The 18,694-nt window shown below is 36.8% G+C and carries 11 protein-coding genes; 4 read left to right on the forward strand and 7 right to left on the reverse strand.

Annotated elements, in window-relative coordinates; genetic code table 11:
- The first annotated feature begins 253 nt into the window (after positions 1-253).
- The 4 genes from alaS to IWX84_RS06115 all read left to right on the forward strand — a co-directional run bounded on the left by alaS (position 254) and on the right by IWX84_RS06115 (position 5,638).
- Complete coding sequence (alaS, locus tag IWX84_RS06100; protein ID WP_196849856.1) at positions 254-2,914, forward strand: alanine--tRNA ligase; 2,661 nt, start codon at positions 254-256, stop codon at positions 2,912-2,914.
- 241 nt (positions 2,915-3,155) lie between these two features.
- Positions 3,156-3,926, forward strand: coding sequence for a hypothetical protein (locus tag IWX84_RS06105; protein WP_196849857.1), 771 nt, complete (start codon positions 3,156-3,158; stop codon positions 3,924-3,926).
- A gap of 132 nt (positions 3,927-4,058) precedes the next feature.
- The gene (locus IWX84_RS06110) at positions 4,059-5,015 is read left to right on the forward strand and encodes a GSCFA domain-containing protein (RefSeq protein ID WP_196849858.1); all 957 of its coding nucleotides are present in this window, start codon (positions 4,059-4,061) and stop codon (positions 5,013-5,015) included.
- Between the two features lie 2 nt (positions 5,016-5,017).
- Positions 5,018-5,638, forward strand: coding sequence for a DUF4230 domain-containing protein (locus tag IWX84_RS06115; RefSeq protein WP_196849859.1), 621 nt, complete (start codon positions 5,018-5,020; stop codon positions 5,636-5,638).
- 59 nt (positions 5,639-5,697) lie between these two features.
- On the opposite strand, the gene IWX84_RS06120 is transcribed toward IWX84_RS06115, so the two are convergent.
- From IWX84_RS06120 to IWX84_RS06150, 7 genes are all read right to left on the reverse strand, one after another.
- Complete coding sequence (locus tag IWX84_RS06120; protein ID WP_196849860.1) at positions 5,698-7,455, reverse strand: aromatic amino acid hydroxylase; 1,758 nt, start codon at positions 7,453-7,455, stop codon at positions 5,698-5,700.
- Positions 7,456-7,844: 389 nt separating this feature from the next.
- Positions 7,845-8,978, reverse strand: a complete 1,134-nt coding sequence (locus IWX84_RS06125) for an esterase-like activity of phytase family protein (RefSeq protein ID WP_196849861.1) — start codon at positions 8,976-8,978, stop codon at positions 7,845-7,847.
- A gap of 68 nt (positions 8,979-9,046) precedes the next feature.
- Positions 9,047-9,433, reverse strand: a complete 387-nt coding sequence (locus IWX84_RS06130; protein WP_196849862.1) for a group III truncated hemoglobin — start codon at positions 9,431-9,433, stop codon at positions 9,047-9,049.
- Between the two features lie 62 nt (positions 9,434-9,495).
- On the reverse strand, positions 9,496-10,029 hold the full coding sequence (locus tag IWX84_RS06135; protein WP_196849863.1) for a DUF4136 domain-containing protein: 534 nt from the start codon (positions 10,027-10,029) through the stop codon (positions 9,496-9,498).
- 49 nt (positions 10,030-10,078) lie between these two features.
- Positions 10,079-12,115: a urocanate hydratase gene (locus IWX84_RS06140; RefSeq protein WP_196849864.1), complete on the reverse strand. Its 2,037-nt coding sequence runs from the start codon at positions 12,113-12,115 to the stop codon at positions 10,079-10,081.
- A 233-nt stretch (positions 12,116-12,348) separates the two neighbouring features.
- A complete protein-coding gene (locus tag IWX84_RS06145; protein WP_196849865.1) occupies positions 12,349-12,537 on the reverse strand; it encodes a DUF5522 domain-containing protein in 189 nt (62 codons plus the stop codon).
- Positions 12,538-12,806: 269 nt separating this feature from the next.
- Positions 12,807-17,696: a LamG-like jellyroll fold domain-containing protein gene (locus IWX84_RS06150; protein ID WP_196849866.1), complete on the reverse strand. Its 4,890-nt coding sequence runs from the start codon at positions 17,694-17,696 to the stop codon at positions 12,807-12,809.
- Positions 17,697-18,694 lie beyond the last annotated feature (998 nt).

Here is an 18,694-nt window from a genome sequence, read left to right on the forward strand (position 1 = left end):
TTTAAGGAATAAATATAATAATGTGCCTATTCCAGCTATTCGTTGCAAGTTCTCGTATTGAAATCTTTTTTTCTAATGAGCCAGCAGGAGCTTCCTTCGGTCGCTCTGCCATCTCAAGAAAAAATAAATTTCAAAACCGCGAAGCTTTTCACTAGTATCTGGGGCAAAAAAATGTTGATTCGTTGATTTGGTTATTCGTTTATGCGATGCAGCCGATTAACCAAATTAACAAATAACCGAACAAACAATAAAAATGAAATCACAAGACGTACGTAAACAATTTCTGGATTTTTTCGCATCAAAAGGGCACTTAATTGTTCCTTCAGCACCCATAGTTCTAAAAGATGATCCAACCCTGATGTTCAACAACTCTGGAATGGCGCAGTTCAAAGAATATTTCCTTGGGAATGCCACGCCAAAAAGCAATAGAATTGCCGATACACAAAAATGTCTTCGTGTTTCAGGAAAACATAACGACCTAGAAGATGTAGGTTTTGATACCTATCACCACACCATGTTCGAAATGCTTGGAAACTGGTCATTTGGTGATTATTTCAAAAAAGAAGCCATCAACTGGGCTTGGCAATTATTAACTGAAGTGTATAAAATTCCAAAAGAAAACCTATACGTTTCTGTTTTTGAAGGAAACCCGGAGGAAAATGTACCCTTCGATCAAGAAGCGTGGGATATTTGGAAGGAACTTTTAGATGAAGACCGAATCATTCTTGGAAATAAAAAAGACAATTTCTGGGAAATGGGCGATCAAGGTCCTTGCGGTCCATGTTCAGAAATACACGTTGACATTCGTTCTGCAGAAGAAAAAGCACTAGTTTCAGGAAAAAGTTTAGTCAACAACGATCATCCGCAAGTTGTTGAAATTTGGAACAACGTATTTATGGAATTCAACCGTAAAGCCGATGGTTCTCTTGAAAAATTGCCTGCGCAACACGTGGATACCGGAATGGGGTTTGAGCGTTTGTGTATGGCATTGCAAGGCAAAACATCAAACTATGACACCGATGTTTTTACGCCACTTATTGAAAAAGTCGAACAAATTACGGGAACAAAATATACATCCAATGAAGTGTTGAATGTAAGCGAGGAACAAAATCAAACCAACATTGCCATTCGTGTAATTGTGGATCATGTTCGAGCAGTGGCTTTTGCTATTGCTGACGGTCAATTGCCATCAAACACCGGTGCTGGTTATGTAATTCGTAGAATTTTGCGTCGTGCGATTCGTTACGGATTTACGTTCTTGAATACCAAAGAACCTTTCATCAATCAATTGGTAGCAGTTTTAGCCAATCAAATGGGAGAATTCTTCCCGGAAATCAAATCGCAGGAAGCTTTTGTAACCAATGTAATTCGCGAAGAAGAAGCTTCTTTTTTGAGAACATTAGATCAAGGCTTGCAATTATTGGACAACGTGGTTTCTAAAACAACAGGTACTGAAGTTTCAGGAGCTAAAGCATTCGAATTATACGATACTTTCGGTTTTCCAAAAGATCTGACAGCCTTAATCTTGAAAGAAAAAGGAATGTCTTTCAACGAAGCCGAATTTGACGCTTCCATGCAAGCGCAAAAAGCGCGTTCTCGCGCCGCATCTGAAGTTTCTACGGAAGATTGGTCGGTTTTGATCCCGAGACTTCGGGACGGAAATGTGGAAACATTCGTGGGTTACGACCAAACCGAAAATGAAGTAAAAATCACAAGAATTCGTAAAATTGATAGTAAAAAAGACGGGATTTTATACCAAATCGTTTTAGATAATACACCATTCTATCCGGAAGGAGGAGGGCAAGTGGGTGATAAAGGTACTTTGGTTTCTGCAAATGAGACTATTGATATCATCGACACCAAAAAAGAAAATAACCTAATTCTGCATTTTGCAAAACAACTTCCAGAGAATGTTGAAGCTAGTTTTGTGGCAAAAGTGAACACTAATTTAAGAACTTCAACTTCAAGAAATCACTCGGCTACGCATTTAATGCACCAAGCCTTGAGAAGTATTTTAGGAACGCACGTAGAACAAAAAGGTTCCTTGGTGAATCCAAATTATTTGCGTTTTGACTTTTCGCATTTTGCTAAAATGACGGAAACCGAATTGCAACAAGTCGAAGATTTTGTAAATGCAAGAATACAAGAACAATTACCATTAATTGAGAGAAGAGATATTCCTTTTGCCCAAGCAGTAGCAGAAGGTGCAATGGCATTATTCGGAGAGAAATATGGAGATCACGTTCGTGCGATTAAATTCGGCGAAAGCATGGAATTATGCGGAGGAATCCACGTGAAAAACACCGCTGAAATCTGGCATTTCAAGATTGTTTCTGAAGGAGCTGTTGCTGCGGGAATTCGCCGTATTGAAGCGATTACAAGCGATGCGGTAAAAGCATTTTTTGCTTCTCAGGAAGATATATTGAATGAAGTAAAAGTAGCTTTGAAAAATCCTCAGGATATTTTGAAAGCCGTTCAGTCGATGCAAGAAGAAAATGCCAAACTTTCTAAACAAATTGAGGCTTTGGTAAAAGACAAAGTTAAAAATTTGAAAGCAAGTTTAATTGCTGAAATACAGGAAATAAACGGCGTTCAATTCTTGGCAAAACAAGTTGATTTGAACCCGGACGGAGTAAAAGATTTGGCGTATGAATTAGGGAATTTAGGGACTAACCTGTTCTTGGTTTTGGCTACAGTGAATCCCGAAGCTTCGGGAGATAAACCAATGCTAACCTGTTACATCTCAAAAGAAGTGGTTGCTGAGAAAAACCTGAATGCAGGTACAGTAGTACGCGAATTGGGTAAATTTATCCAAGGAGGCGGGGGAGGACAACCGTTTTTTGCTACAGCAGGAGGGAAAAATGTTGCAGGAATTCAGCAAGCCTTAGAAAAAGCAATTGAATTTGTAAAGTAGAACACATTTATTTTTTATCGTAGAAACCCTTTTAGAGCATAAGTTCTAAAAGGGTTTTGTTTTTTTGCGGAACGCACTATTCATGAGGTCTTCACATAGTGTTAAGGGAGGTTTGGAAATAGTAGTTTAACCGAATTATAGGGATTGCAACGATGAATATTGTCGCTTTTAGTTTATTTATCTAGGTTTGATTCATGTTACACCTGAAGGTTTGAAAAGGTGAATCGATTTATTTATTATAATGAAAAAAACAAAAAACATATTTTGGTTATTATCAGTTTTTGTGTTGGCACTTTATTCGTGTTCAAACGATAATGACGACAGTTTAAAATTGCTAAAGAAAGTCGTTGAGACTTCAGAGGGCGGTACATCAGAAACAACTTTGTTTACTTATAATGGAAATGAAATAGTTAATATGGACGGTGCCAAGAAGCGTAAGGATTTTACTTATACGGATGGTTTAATTACGAAAATTGTACAGTTAAATAAAACAAATCAGCTTCTGGAGACTATTGATTACACGTACCTTGAGGGCAAATTAGTTGAAGTTGTATCTTTGGGAAATTATAGATTTAAATACATTCATAAATCAGATAAAACGGTTTCTTATGAAAATTTTTCGATTGGTTCTGGGAACCAAGAAGTAAAAGTATACCATGGAACATTGTATTTTGAAAATGATAATTTAATCAAAGACGAAAGAATTTTAGACAATACAGCAGTTGGAGTCACTTCAAATTACAGCATAAGTTTTGATTATGATGCTAAAAATAATCCGCTGTATAGTATAACGGGATACAAAAAGCTATTAGATCAAAATCAAACAATCTCATCAAATAATAGTCTAATAATTACAGAGATGACGCGTGTTACTAACGGCGACCAGATCATTTCTTCAGCTACTTTTTATAAATGTAGTTTCAAATATGATTCAGACGGTTATCCTACGGAGCAAATCACTGAAAATGCTAATGGTAATTCGGGTTACTTAAAATCGGAATATTTTTACTAATAAAATAGCTGTTTTTGCAACAACCCTTTCAGCGTATAAGACGATGAAAGGGTTTTTTAATACCAATGAAAAAAGAATTAAATCCCTTTTAATTCGCTAAAATTATTCAAATTTGTAGTAAATAAAATAGCAATGCAATTCAGAACTCCAATTCCCATTTCTAAAAGTAATTATCCCATTGATTACAATTCAAAAATTGTGTCTTTGGGTTCTTGCTTTGCGGTAAATATGTCCGAGAAATTAGACTATTTTAAATTTCAAAATAGTTGTAATCCATTTGGAATTTTATTCCATCCGTTAGCGATTGAAAAGCTAATTGATTTTGCAGTTTCTGGAAAGCAATTCACAGATAACGATGTTTTTTTTTACAATGAACGTTGGCATTGTTTTGATGCGCATTCAGATTTGAGTAATTCAAATAAGGATGAATTATTAAAATCATTAAACACAATAATCGAATCAACAAAACAGCAATTAGAACAAGCTTCACACATCATTGTCACTTACGGAACTTCTTGGGTGTATAAAAGTATAGAAAGCAATTCTATTGTAGCCAATTGCCATAAAGTGCCACAAAAGTTGTTCAATAAAGAATTGCTTTCTGTTGAAGAAATAAAAAAAAGTATTAAAAATGCAGTAAAATTAATTTATGCTGTAAATCCTAATTGCAACATTATTTTCACGGTTTCGCCAGTAAGACACATCAAGGATGGTTTTGTCGAAAATCAAGTAAGCAAAGCAAATTTAATTTCGGCTTTGTTCAGTGCTTTGCAAGTTCCCCCTTCGGGGGCGGAGGGGGCTTACTTTCCCAGCTACGAGATCATGATGGATGAACTACGCGATTATCGATTTTATGCCGAAGATATGTTGCATCCTAGCCAAGTGGCAATAGACTATATTTGGAAACGTTTTAAGGAAACGACGATTTCGGAAACTGCTTTCTCAACAATCGATGAAGTGGAAAGTCTTCAAAAAAGTCTTGCACACAAACCTTTTAACCCAGATTCTGAAAGTCATTCAAAGTTTGAGGCCAAAGTCAGAGAAAAAATCACTAAATTGGAATCTCAATATTCATTCATGAAATTTTAATTATGCTTAAAAGAATACTTATCGGAATAGGAGTGATTTTCGGAATATTTTTATTATTCAAATTTTGTGATTTTAAAAAAAATGATGACGAAGATATCACCTATAACACAAATCTCATTCAGCAACAAATTCTAAACGTGGGTAAACTAGTGGTTACTGAAGGACATTTTTCAGAAGTCATTACCTATAAAAATCAGCAAAAATATTTATTGGACATGCTGTCTTTTGAGAAAAAAGCATTAGTTATTGTAAATGCTGATGTGACAGTTGCCTATGATTTGCACAAAATGAAATACGATATAGATGAAAAAAACAAAACCATCACAATTATTAGTATTCCAAAAGAAGAGATAAAAATTAGCCCAGATATTCAATTTTATAATGTGGAACAAAGTAAATTGAATCCTTTTACGGGGGATGATTACAATAAAATAAACAAATCAGTAAAAGCGAATTTGGCTAAGAAAATTGAAAAATCAAGCTTGAAAACAAATGCTCAGAATCGATTGATTAGTGAATTATCCAAAATATTGATACTCACTAATACGATGGGATGGAAATTGCAATATGAAGGAACAGTTATTCAAAGCGAGAAAGACTTTGGACAGAAAATAAAATTGTAGTGTATAAAAAAACGTATCTGATCAGATACGTTTTTTTATATAAGTATTTCTGTAATGAACTACGCTTTTTCTTTATCAAAAATCAAATCCAAACCGCCGGCAATCAAATGCGCTACTTCGGGTCTTTGGTGTTTTAAACTTTCAAGATAATTTAAAACTTCTTCCAGCAGTTGAGGTTCATTTCTATTTTTTAGAAATTCTGTGATTTCAATAGCCAATAACCAGTCATTTGGATGATCTGTTTTAAGCTTTTGAAAAATAGGATCCAAAGATGCTGTTGTGTCTTTTGTTTCTCTAATTCTTCTAACAGTATGATATAATAATTCTAAATCATCGCGTTCTGCAGTATGCTTTGCTTTAATCGTTTTGCTGGAAGGCATATGCGTAATTAAATCAAAACTTTTCACATCAGCAGGTCCTGAAAATGCCGAAACCACTTTTTTACCTATCGCCATATCGTAGTTTCCCCATTCTGGTTGAAACAAAATTGTCTCTCCATGAGTGACTGTACAATTTTTTAAACTGATTAAAATAATTTCGCCATGCAGGTTTCTAGAGCCAGTAATAATTTCCCCTTTTACGGTAATATCTCCTTCAAATTCTAGGGTAACGGTTTTGTTTTCTGTGATAGAATAGGCGTTTAAATCTCTTGGACTCATATCTTCAATCGCAAGATTGATGCCTTTCAGTTTCCCAATAGGACTTCCAAAACCTTCCGGATGTTTGATGGTTCCATGACCTACTAGTTCTTTTTCTCGGTAAGATAAAGCCGTTTTACCTGTTGTTTGGATATATACTGGTTTTCCTTCGGCTTCAATAACATTGGTGAAAACGCCTGATATTTGAATACCCGTACTCAATTCAATTGTTCCCAAAGCGTTCGAGTGGATTAATTTGTTAATTCCAGACAATCCGCCTGTTCGCAACGCCATTTTATTGGCAAATTCTTCCAAGACTAAACTTAAATAAGCAAAATCTGGAGTGACATAAAGTTGAGGCTGTAGCTTCGTGATATCAAAACTCTGATTCGCTGCCGATATATCGTAAGGAATTTTCTTCACGTTGTCCGTCATACACCAGGCGCTTTCGCCAATTGATGAAAGCAAGCCGGCGCCATAAATTTTAGGGTTTTCAATGGTACCAATCAAACCATATTCTACAGTCCACCAGTGCAGGTTTCTAATTTGAGCCATTTCCGATAATTCCCCCATGTTGTTCTGCAAATCTTCCACTGCTTTTTCGGCAGCATCGATATCCGCTTGTGGCGTATCTTCGGCTTCTTTCAAGATTGAAAGCAGTCTGATGGCTTCATACATTTCGTAATCCTTATGAGACGAGATTGCTTTACAGCCTATTTCTCCAAAACGGCGCAAGTATTCCGCGTATTCCGGGTTCGCAATAATGGGCGCATGACCAGCGCCTTCGTGAATAATATCCGGTGCGGGTGTGTATTCAATATGTTCAAGCTGACGAATATCTGAAGCTATGACAAGTACATTATACGCCTGAAATTCCATAAAAGCATTTGGCGGAATAAATCCGTCAACAGCAACTGCTGCCCAACCTATTTCGGTCAAAATGCGGTTCATACCGTACATACTGGGGATGTTATCAATTTCGATTCCCGTTTTCTTCAATCCTTCTAGGTAAGAACTATGCGCCACTTTCGAAAGATAATCCACATTTTTGCGCATCACATAACGCCAAACCGCTTGATTTATAGGCGTGTAATCGCTATAATCTTGAGGTTTAATAAATTGCTTTAAATGTTTTGGCAATCGGTCTAGTAGCGGATTGCTTTCTATAGTAGTATTCATATCGAAAACGTTGTAGTTCAACTGCAAAAGTACGAATTTCAGGAGCTATATCCAGCTTTTCATTGCAAGTTTTTGCGAACCCGTTTGTTTTTCTAATGTTCCCGCAGGAGCTTCCTTTGGTCGCTCTGCAACAACAAGAAAAACCAAAACGGCTTTCGCAAAAAGCTTTTCATTATAATCTGGGCTACGGGAGATGTGGTTGTCGGAAGTTTAGTGGACTTAATTGCTAATTCCAGTACTCAGTTTGTCTTTCCTAAGAAGGAGGTATATTATGAAAACTATTCCTCAATACTGTGAGATTCCTCCTTTGTCGGAATGACAATTAGCCGATAGTATTTTTGATGTAAATCAAAAAATAAGACTGTGTTTTCAAAAGTACAATGACGTTACTATTCCTGCAATTCAAAAACTAATACTTGAGTTTTTTGCTTCTCAGAGAAATTATTATCCGAAATAAATACTAGCGAACGATGTCCGTTGGACAATTTTGGTCCAAAAGTAAGGCCTTCGATATTATCGATAAAAATTCCCAAATCATCCATGTTTAGAATTAATTTTTTAGAAGCTAATTCCAATTTCTGGTTTTGTAAGGAGTTGTAATTTTTAACACTAGTCGCTTTTTTCAAATCACACAAAAACACTTTTACCGTGCAGGCTTGTGTACCGGTAGAGTAGGAGCGTTCCACCACAAGCAATTGATTTTTTGCATAATACTGAATTGCCGAAACCCCATTTACGGCAAAAGCCTCTTTAGGATTGGGCTCAAATGCAATTGGTTCTAGTTGGTACCCGTATTGGGCAGTGTTCTCTTTTGTTTTGGCATCAAATTTATACAATCTGATCAAGCCTCCTTTGCTGGTGTTGGCTTGGTTGCCATCTTCAAAAAGCGGCTCTTCAATATTGGTATAAATGTTTTTGTAATTTTTATCAAAACTTATCCCTTCTAATGTTCCATTATTTCTAGGTCCTTTGTTTTCTTTCTGCATTTCTAAATTCGCAGGCAATTTAACTTCGCCTTGAAAATTTCCTTTTAAATCAATAAAATTAATCCACGGATTTTGCAGAACATTTTTGTCAATTGTTAGTACGCGGGCTCCTTCGCTACTCCAAACCAAGGAATTTGTTTTAGGATTAAATCGGATGTCTTCTGGATCGGCAGAGGTTGTTGGGCTTGTATTCCAATTATCATACTTTTTTCCCGCTACATCTTTTAAAGTAATGACATTTGTAAAATCTACGGTTTCCAATTTATTTTCGACTAGACGAATTTTTACGGTATAAAACCTGGAGTCATTAAATACGGATCTGTCGTCACTCATGAGATAGTAAAGATCCTTTTTTTTATCATAATCTATTCCTGATAGGCCGCCCACCTTAGTGTCTTGAAAAGTTTTATCAAAAGGAATTTCAATAGTGCTGACTAGTTTTAATTTAGGAGTTACGGTATTTCCAGTAGTCGGTTTTAAATTGGAACAAGAAAGAAAAATGGTTTGTATAATGACAAGGAAAAGTATTTTACGCATAGTTCTATTTTGATGATTTGGTATGAATATGAGTTTGCATCTAATTGTGAAATTGTTGAATACTAATTTTAGTTTTTTTCAGCATTCCTGAAATACTCAATTTTATAGTTGAACATTTCCGCCATATTTTTAGCACGTAGTTTAGCTTCTTCGGCCAATGGGCCTGTAAATAAACTATCGGTGGTTTCTGTGAAAATTTCCATCCAGCGCTCAAAATGTTCTTTAGCCACCGGTAATTGTTTGTGTGGAGGAAAAGGGCTTCCGGAATAGGTGTGTACTTCGAGTAAAATAGTTTGCCAAAAGCGGTACATCTTTTCTAAATGTTCGGGCCAGCGATTGCCTATTTTTTCGTTGAATATAGGTCCGATAAATTGGTCTTTTTGAACTTTCGAATAGAAAGTGTCAACAAGTAATTTGATGTCTTGTAGGGTTGTAATGTCTGTATGGATTGTCATAATTTGGTATAAAAAAAGCCTACGCAAAGGTAGGCCATTTATATAGTAAAATGAATTTTCAGTTATTTAGATTTGGGAGGAAATTGGGCTAAAATTTTAGCGACAAATTCGTTTATCCGACTTTCTTTTTTAGAACGATCTTCGGTCAAGTATCCTACGCCTTCGCCTTCCCATACGAGTTCTTTTTTCTTGGCATCAATTAAATCAATGTAAAGCGTTCCTTCTGTTGTTGACGAAATGTAGGTTCGTCCGCCCCATAAATAAGGATTCCATCCGTAGCCCCATCCATAACCCCATCCGGCATTGTATTGATCCACGTCGATGCGTTCTCTTTCTTTGGTTAATATATTAACAAGCAAATCAGGATTTTCACTTTTGGTCATTCCTTTTTTACTAAGTTCGGAATCAATGGCGTTAAGAATTCTTTTCTTATCAAATTCTGAGATTTCAACTTTGTCAATGCCTTTTTTATGGAAAGCAAAGGTTTTGTATTGGCTGAAATCTACATTTTTGTCATAATCAGAATTTACTCTTACCGAGCTGCAGGAACCCAATATAAAAAGGAAAAATATCGGAATAAATTTAATTGCTTTCATGTTATAAATATTTGATTATTAATTCTTTACTAAAGATACGTCCAAATTTTTAAAAATCCAACAAATTGTCGGCAACTAAATTAGGAAGAGTTACCTTTAATAATGGCTGTGCTTCCATGGCTCTTTTTATGGCAAAAATGGCTCCGTCGTTACGGGCCCAACTTCTTCTTGAAATTCCATTGTTGACATCCCAAAAAAGCATTGATTGTAAGCGTTTTGACGCTTCTTTTGTACCATCAAGAACCATTCCAAATCCTCCATTAATTACCTCGCCCCAGCCAACGCCACCGCCATTGTGGATAGAGACCCAAGTGGCACCACGAAAGCTGTCTCCAATGACGTTTTGTATCGCCATGTCGGCGGTAAAACGGGAGCCATCATAAATATTTGAAGTTTCTCTGTAAGGCGAATCCGTACCGGAAACATCGTGGTGATCCCGACCTAAAACTATGGTTCCAATTTCTCCTTTGGCAATTGCCTGATTAAAAGCTTCCGCAATTTTCACGCGCCCTTCGGCATCAGCATATAGAATTCTGGCTTGAGAACCAACGACCAATTTATTTTCCTGTGCGCCTTTAATCCAATGAATATTATCCTGCATTTGTTGTTGGATTTCTACTGGAGCAGTTTTAGCCATTTCTTCCAAAACCTGGCACGCGATGGCATCGGTTTTTGCCAAATCTTCCGGTTTCCCAGAAGCACAAACCCAACGGAATGGACCAAAACCATAATCAAAACACATGGGCCCCATAATGTCCTGAACATAGCTTGGATATCTGAAATCAATATGATTTTCAGCCATGACATCTGCACCGGCGCGGGAAGCTTCCAGTAGGAAAGCATTTCCGTAATCAAAAAAATAGGTTCCTTTAGCAGTATGTTTGTTGATTGCCGTGGTATGACGGCGCAATGTTTCCTGTACTTTTTCTTTGAATAAATCGGGATTATTAGCCATCATTTCATTGGCTTCTTCAAAAGAAATATCAGCGGGATAATATCCTCCAGCCCAAGGATTGTGTAAGGAAGTTTGATCTGAGCCCAAGTCGATATGGATATTTTCTTGGTCAAATTTTTCCCAAACATCCACCACGTTTCCGAGATAGGCGATAGAAACAATTTCATTATTGGCTTTCGCTAAAGCGACTCTTTTTACCAATTCCTCAATATTTTCGATCACTTCATTGATCCATCCTTGATTATGACGAATATGTGTGATTTTTGCGTTTACTTCGGCACAAACGGTGATACAGCCTGCGATATTACCCGCTTTCGGTTGTGCGCCACTCATGCCGCCTAATCCTGAAGTTACGAATAAACCACCTGAAGGACTGCGCTTTATTTTACGGAAACCATTCAGAACAGTTATTGTAGTTCCGTGAACGATTCCTTGCGGACCTATGTACATGTAACTTCCCGCAGTCATTTGCCCGTATTGCGAGACGCCCAGTGCATTCATTTTTTCCCAATCGTCCGGTTTAGAATAATTAGGGATTACCATTCCGTTTGTAACGACAACGCGTGGAGCTTCTTTATGCGAAGGAAACAATCCCATTGGGTGACCGGAATACATTGTTAATGTTTGCTCATCGGTCATTTCCGATAAGTATTGCATTGTCAATAGATACTGTGCCCAGTTTTGGAAAACAGCACCATTGCCGCCATAAGTAATCAATTCATGGGGATGTTGCGCTACGGCATAATCCAAATTATTTTGAATCATCAGCATGATCGCTTTTGCCTGTTCGCATTTTCCTGGATATTCATTTATGGGTCGTGAGCGCATTTCGTAATCCGGGCGAAAGCGATACATATAAATGCGGCCGTATGTTTCTAATTCTTGTCGAAATTCTTGTATTAGTTCCCCATGATGTTCGGATGGAAAATAACGTAAAGCATTGCGAAGCGCTAATTTTTTCTCTTCGGCCGAAAGGATTTCTTTACGCTTTGGAGCATGATTAATGTCTGACTCATATGGTTTAGGCTGAGGCAATACAGTTGGAATTCCTTGTTTGATTTGTTCTTGGAAGAGCTCCGTTGCCTTTAACTGGGGGGTTGTATCGGATGTTATATTAGTTTTGGTATTCATATCTATAATGGTGTAAATGTAATTCGTCTATCATTTAGAAAAAAATTTGGGTACCAACTCTATTTCTTGGATTATGTGCAGTAACTAAAATACTATGGATAACGAATATCCGACCGGTGTGGTAGGATTTATGAATTTTAACTCTGTATTTCTGAAAACGAATATCCATTTTGTTTTTTTGGATTTAAAAACTTAAACTGTTATTCTTACCCTTTAGCGTAAAACACTATTTATCATTCATAGTTTTTCCTCTTGGCTCCTTTGGGGGTTAGCGGGCCTCCATACGGACAATGACGGCAACCGCTTTTACAACAATACCCTCTTTTTAAGTGGTGTTTTTCGGTAAAGCATTTATAACCTTCTGGCGTGTAATAAAAATCTTCGCCTTCAATTAATTTATTTTCATTATTCGATTCAATCATGTGTTGGGTATTCTATTGAAATTTTTTTGAACATAATCCATTTTAAACGTTCTACTCAAACGATTGAGTTTTCCTTAAAATTGAATTATTTTAGTGGTACAAATTTATAAATTTTATAATGAATGATGCTTATTGTTACTGAATATTTAATTCGAAGAAGGTTAGGATCGTTTTTTTACCAAATTAAATTGGTTTGATTGCTGTTGGTTATTAGATATTAAAAAAGCCACTCGGTTAGGAGTGGCTTCTACAACAGTTATACTTTTTAATTAGTATATTATTTTTTTTGAAACAACTGTGTCGTCTTCTAAAGTGATTTTGACGATTAAACCTGCGGTGGTTTTATTTAAATGACTCAAGGAATATTTTAAAGCGTTTACTTTTTTATAACTGTCAATTTTTCTGCCCAGTAAATCATAGACCACTATATTTTTTATCAGTTGGTTTGAAGACTGAACGGTCACGTTTTGATTTCCAATTACATTTACTTCATCAGCTTTAGCTAAATTGAATGTATCCGTTCCTAATGTTTTATCTGTGAAACGAAGAGTGAAACGATCGTTGAAAGTTCCTGCTGCCAAAGTGACTTCATACGGATCTTTGTTTATGGTGTGGTACGTATCTGTTTCTGCGTCGTGAATAAAAATGGGCTGACTTTCATCAAAGTTTTCTAAAGCATCTATGCCAAAAGATACTTTTCCTGCACTTTCAGTTCGCACACCAATAGGGTAGGAGGCAGCTGCATCAAAATACCCTTCTCCTTCTATTGCTAATTCATTTTCACCATTTATTAAGTACATATCACTTGGCGCATCATCTATGTTCACGGCATCATAACCATCATTCATATCGCTATCCGCTTTATCTTCCATAAAAGCGAGTAGCACTTGTCTATGAAACTCTTCATTATAAGAATTGAAACCTAAACGAATCTTCTTATGAGTTTTTTTAGCAACTGGGTCATCACCGGTAAAAGTCCAGTGTCCAGCAATTTTTGGATCTACTGGTATCCTGTATGTTGTTTGGGAGAAAGCATTATCTTCTTTAACAAAAGCTCTTTGACTATTTTTAAAAACAACATTTCCTCCGCTGGCATTTCCAAAGACGAAGAATCCTTGTCCAACAGGGATGTAAGGTTGGGGTGGTATAGCTTTGCTTGTTGAACCTGCTCCACTAATAAAATCAACACCAGTTGAACTTGGGGCAACACCTCCTGAAATATTATAGATGCCATACCCTCCTTGATAACCTGAGAGATTGTGCGTGGTATTTGAGGCGTAATGTTCCCAAAAATAGAGTGCTCCATCAGTAGCTGGGATAGTTGTTGTAACGTCAATGCGTAATATATTATCGTTTATAAATTTGTCTGCATCTAAGGCAGATGGATATGGGTTTCCAACAAGCAACAATTGATTTGCAGTAACAGTGTTCGTTATTGTACCATTATTGGGTTTTCCCACAAAGGTCAAATTTTGAGTAGCAGTTGCCGCACCACTTCCTTTTAGGGTAAAACCTTTGCCCGCTGTTAATGAACCAGTTTCCAGAATTTGTATCCAATTGGCATAATTATTACTGGCATTGTCAAATTTGTAAATCCAATAACGGGCTAAACTGATGGGATTTCCAGGTGATCCATTGTATCCATTAACCCAATTTATAGCAATAGGTACAGCGGGATTTGTACCATCTTGTAAAACACCTCCAACTGTAAATGGATTGTTATTAGTGGTGTTGTTAATTGTACCTACAGGGGAACTCCAATAATTGTAATTGTATTTATTAGATTGTCCTTGCTGGTCTCGTTCTATTGATCCTGCACTTGTTGCATCCAGGTCGCTGCCTTCCGTTTGTACTAATTGCGAACGGCCAACCAAATCGATTTTTCCATCTAATTTCAAGTAATGGGAAACTTCAATTTTTGATCCCGTAGCTTGCGTGGCTGTAGTTGCAGTTGCTAACAGACTGCTGCCTGTTTCAAGTAATAATGCAAGAGCCTTTTTATTGCCCAATGAAGTTAAGGTATGGCCACTCTTTACTCGGATAATAGTTCCGTCAACTGAATTAGATTCAACTGTACCGTCACTTAATCCATTAGGTGGAGGAGGACCAGTACCGCTTGGATTTTCTACTGATGCACTATTTGGAATATCTTGAACGTCGCCATTTACCCATGTGGTTGACGACGACCATTCCCCAGTAGTAGACGTTTCGTAGGGTAGTGGCGCTGTTTGAAGATCAACTGTATTAATGTTTTTTAAGGCAGCAGTTAATCCGTATCCAGATTTGTCTTTTACGTTGTTAATAGAAAAAGTAGACATTGGATAATAGGCAGTAAGATTAGACCAAGGAATTGCCTTTATTTCGTTAAGTGTAATTGTATTGGGAATAATGACACCATTTGTGATTCCTGCATTATTTATGATTTCTTGATTCATCACATACTTCAGTTGCATTGCAGTTAACGCTACATTCCAAATTCGAACTTCATCAATAGACCCCTCAAAAAATGCTGTGGGTGCAATTCCATTGGCAGCAGCAATTAAAAACGAGTTATTACTACTTGTTGGTGCACTTGCAGCTACACTGTTTTTATTTACTCCATCAATGTAAATTTTAGCGTTTGTTCCATCATATACCACCCCAATATGATGCCATTTTCCTGTATTTATAGCAGAATAAGAAGTTATAGTGTTACCATTCCAGCTCATCTCCGCCTTGCCGTTAGTATTAATTTTCAAATCATATCCTTGCGTGAAAGCACTGTTTCTCTTTGATAAGATTGTCATGTTTGTTTTCGTAGATTTTACCCAAGCCGATACCGTAAACTGAGCATTTAAATTCAATACATTCCCTGCATCTAGGTAATCATTGATCCCATCGAATTTGATGCAACGAACAAAAGGTTTTTCAGGTGCATATCCAAAAGTGATATATTTAGTTCCATCAAAGTTATAAGTAGTTTCCAGACTGCTTCCATTAACAGTCATAATTCTCGCTTCGGAGGTGGCGTCAAATGTCGGAGTGCTTGAAATAAGCATTACATAATCCCCAGTTGCAGTCGCAGCAGCGGTGTAAGCCGCAGCAATTTGAGTAGTAGGAATCGCTACTTTACAAGTAGATACGTCGCCGCCAGTTTCAACCACTTTCCAAATTTTAGCGATTCGTTGGTAACTAACATCAGTAGTTAATGCTGGTGAAATTCCCGAACTTAAATTAACCGTTACTGCTTGTGCTGTCAGTGCGCCACCATTATTACCCCAAACCAAGAATTTTTTATCGGTATCGAAAACATTGGTATTGGCTATATTGGTAGGGGCAATTTCACCTAATCCAATGATGATTCCATTTGCATTGTTGATACTTCTGGATTGTTTCTGGGTTAACTTGGTGATATCGTCTCGTCCTATACCAGCAATGTCATAATTATATCCGGTTGCTGTAGCGTCCCAAATAATATTTCCATCAGAATTCGTATAATTCATAGCAGTACCGTTGACTCCTAAGGTAATCCCGTATTTTATAGCTAAATAGCTTCGAATGTTACTTCTTTTCGTCTCTGAGGTTCTTGAGCTGTAGGTAATCACTTCAGCGACTTTTGCATTTAGCGTTCCATCTATGCCTTTACTTCTTCCAATCCAGTACTTGCTATCGGAAACATTAGCAAATGAGGCAGATGCTGATGAATTAGTACCAACATTATTACCATTATAGTAAAGTTCTTCAGCAGTTGCAGAATTTGTTGAGTTATTTCGTGCACTTATAATTCCTGCTGAACTATAGGTGGCGCCTGCACTTGCGTCAGCGACACCATAGCCGTTATTAGAACCAGTTGTAGTTCCAATTGAATAGGATAATATTTCGCCTGTAATTCTAGTGGTGTAGTCGCCAAATCCTATTCCTGTTTCATCATTTTCGGTAATAGATGGATTTTTATCGCCGGTAAAGATCGCCATTTTTGGTGTAAGTACAGTTACGGGTGTCTTTGGAACTAGCACGACAAAAGACTCCTGACTATAAAACCCGGAAGTACCCTTTAAATATTGTCTTTTTGGTGAACTATCACCATATGTTGTAGAAATAGTGCTGTTATTTGTAAAGTCTACTACGGAGTTAAAATTTAAATTATCGAGCGAATTATTTTTATACTTTGGAGCTCCTTCAATTGCCGAAGCAATAGCATCACTACCTTTGGCTTGAGTTTTCCATGTAGAGACATCCGTATCATTTATAACTGATGTTGTGCCATCTAATAAATCGGAGCGTAGCCATAATTGTAGATTGGCTGTTACTCCTCCTGGGCCATTTTGCATGGTTGGTGTTATACGAACTTCACCTCTTCCTCCCGAAGCACCATAATAGCCGTTTGCTCCACTACTACTGTAAGCACCACCACCACCACCACCGATTGCAAAACCTGAATAAGCTCCATTAGAATTATTATCTCCGATACCACCTTTTCCTAAAGCATTTCCTGCACCACCGGCACCTGCTAACATTCCAGTTGCATTTCCACCGTCGCTACTTGAGCCAGCACCACCACCACCACCACCAGAATAACCTTTATCACCACTTCCAATACCGGCAGCACCGGTTGCCCCATTTCCTCCATTGTATTTTATATCACCAATACAATTTACTGCTTGACCTCCAGGTGAGCCTTCACGCTGTTGATTACCAGCGCCAATTCCGCCGACGGCAAGTATTGTTGTAAGATTATTAAAATAAGAATCCCCACCATTTATAGCAGTTAATGAACCCCCATTAAAAACTCCGCCTGCGCCAACGTTAACTGTATATACGGTTCCAGGGGTAACACTGATGTCACTTTTTGCGTAAGCACCACCACCACCACCACCATATCCGTCACCCGCACCTGTACTAACAGCGCCGCGACCTCCGCCACCCCATGCCTCAACAGTTATTCTAGTGACTCCTGCGGGACAGGTCCATGTCGATGTCCCGCTAGTCTGAAATGTAGCTGGAATACTTTGTGCAGTGGTGAAATTTGCTACTAGTAAAAAAAACAGCGCTAAAATACTGCGGCACAAATTGTATAAAATTGTTGTATTAAATGAATTGTTGTATTTTGAAGTTTTATTATCACTTTGCAAGTATTGTTTGGGCAAAACAGTAATTGACAAGAAGTATATTTGTTTCATAAAAATTTAACTAAGATTTGGTATCCAAAAATAACGTATTACCTCAGAAAAGTACTGTTATTAAAGCTAAAATTTTATGTAGTTGAACGGATTTTTGTAGCTGTTAATCGACAAAATCGTTAAACAGATATAAATTTGTTAGTAAAATGTTTATTTTGTTTGATTTGTAACACTGGATTTCATCGGATTTTAAATGCTTTTTGTCGTATTTTTTAATTCTTACAAAGCTGGACGTAAGATGTTTAGCATATTGGATTTGCAATTGATTATTAGTATAACCAGGCAACTTGTGGCAGTGCTTCATAAGACTCAAATCGAAGTTATTTGCATAAATTTTTGTAACAATTTTACAAATGGGAAGCTTTACCTTGCCAAGAGCTTTCTTTTATTGCAAACCGCATGAAAATGCATTCAACAGTTAAAAAACATCTATTTTCATACGGTTTTTATGGCCATACCACGTTTCCTTTTTTTTTTGTGATACGCTGCGGATAAAAATAATCCACTTATGATTAATCATGAAAAAATTGACAGATGGATGTAACTCGAATTTTTATCATTGCCCTTTTTAATTTCTTATTGACTATGTAATTGTTTTACTCTAATATAAAACCTGCAAACAGACGTATAGAAATATCAGTTTTGAACCTGTGGCAATTTGGTACGAAAGTAACTTGCAGTAGTTGAAAAATCGACCGTTACATAACTTCATTAAATTTAAAAAATAGGTATCCTTTGTAGTATTCTTAGGTATTGACATTTAATAATTTAGAAAAATTAATATTTTTCGAGACTAATTTTATTTATAAAAATAATTGGATTTTTTGACACATTTACAGGTGAGATTAGTTTCTAGGAAATAACCTATTTTTCAATATAATTTCATTTTTTGAAGAAGGTTTCATTTGCTTGCGAACAATATAATGCAGGTTCGAAAATCATGATTAATTATTGATTAAAATACATTGAACTTTAAGTACGCATGGTGAAAAAAATAG

Origin of the sequence: Flavobacterium sp. CG_9.10 (genome assembly GCF_015752245.1) — a bacterium.
Taxonomy (GTDB): Bacteria; Bacteroidota; Bacteroidia; order Flavobacteriales; family Flavobacteriaceae; genus Flavobacterium.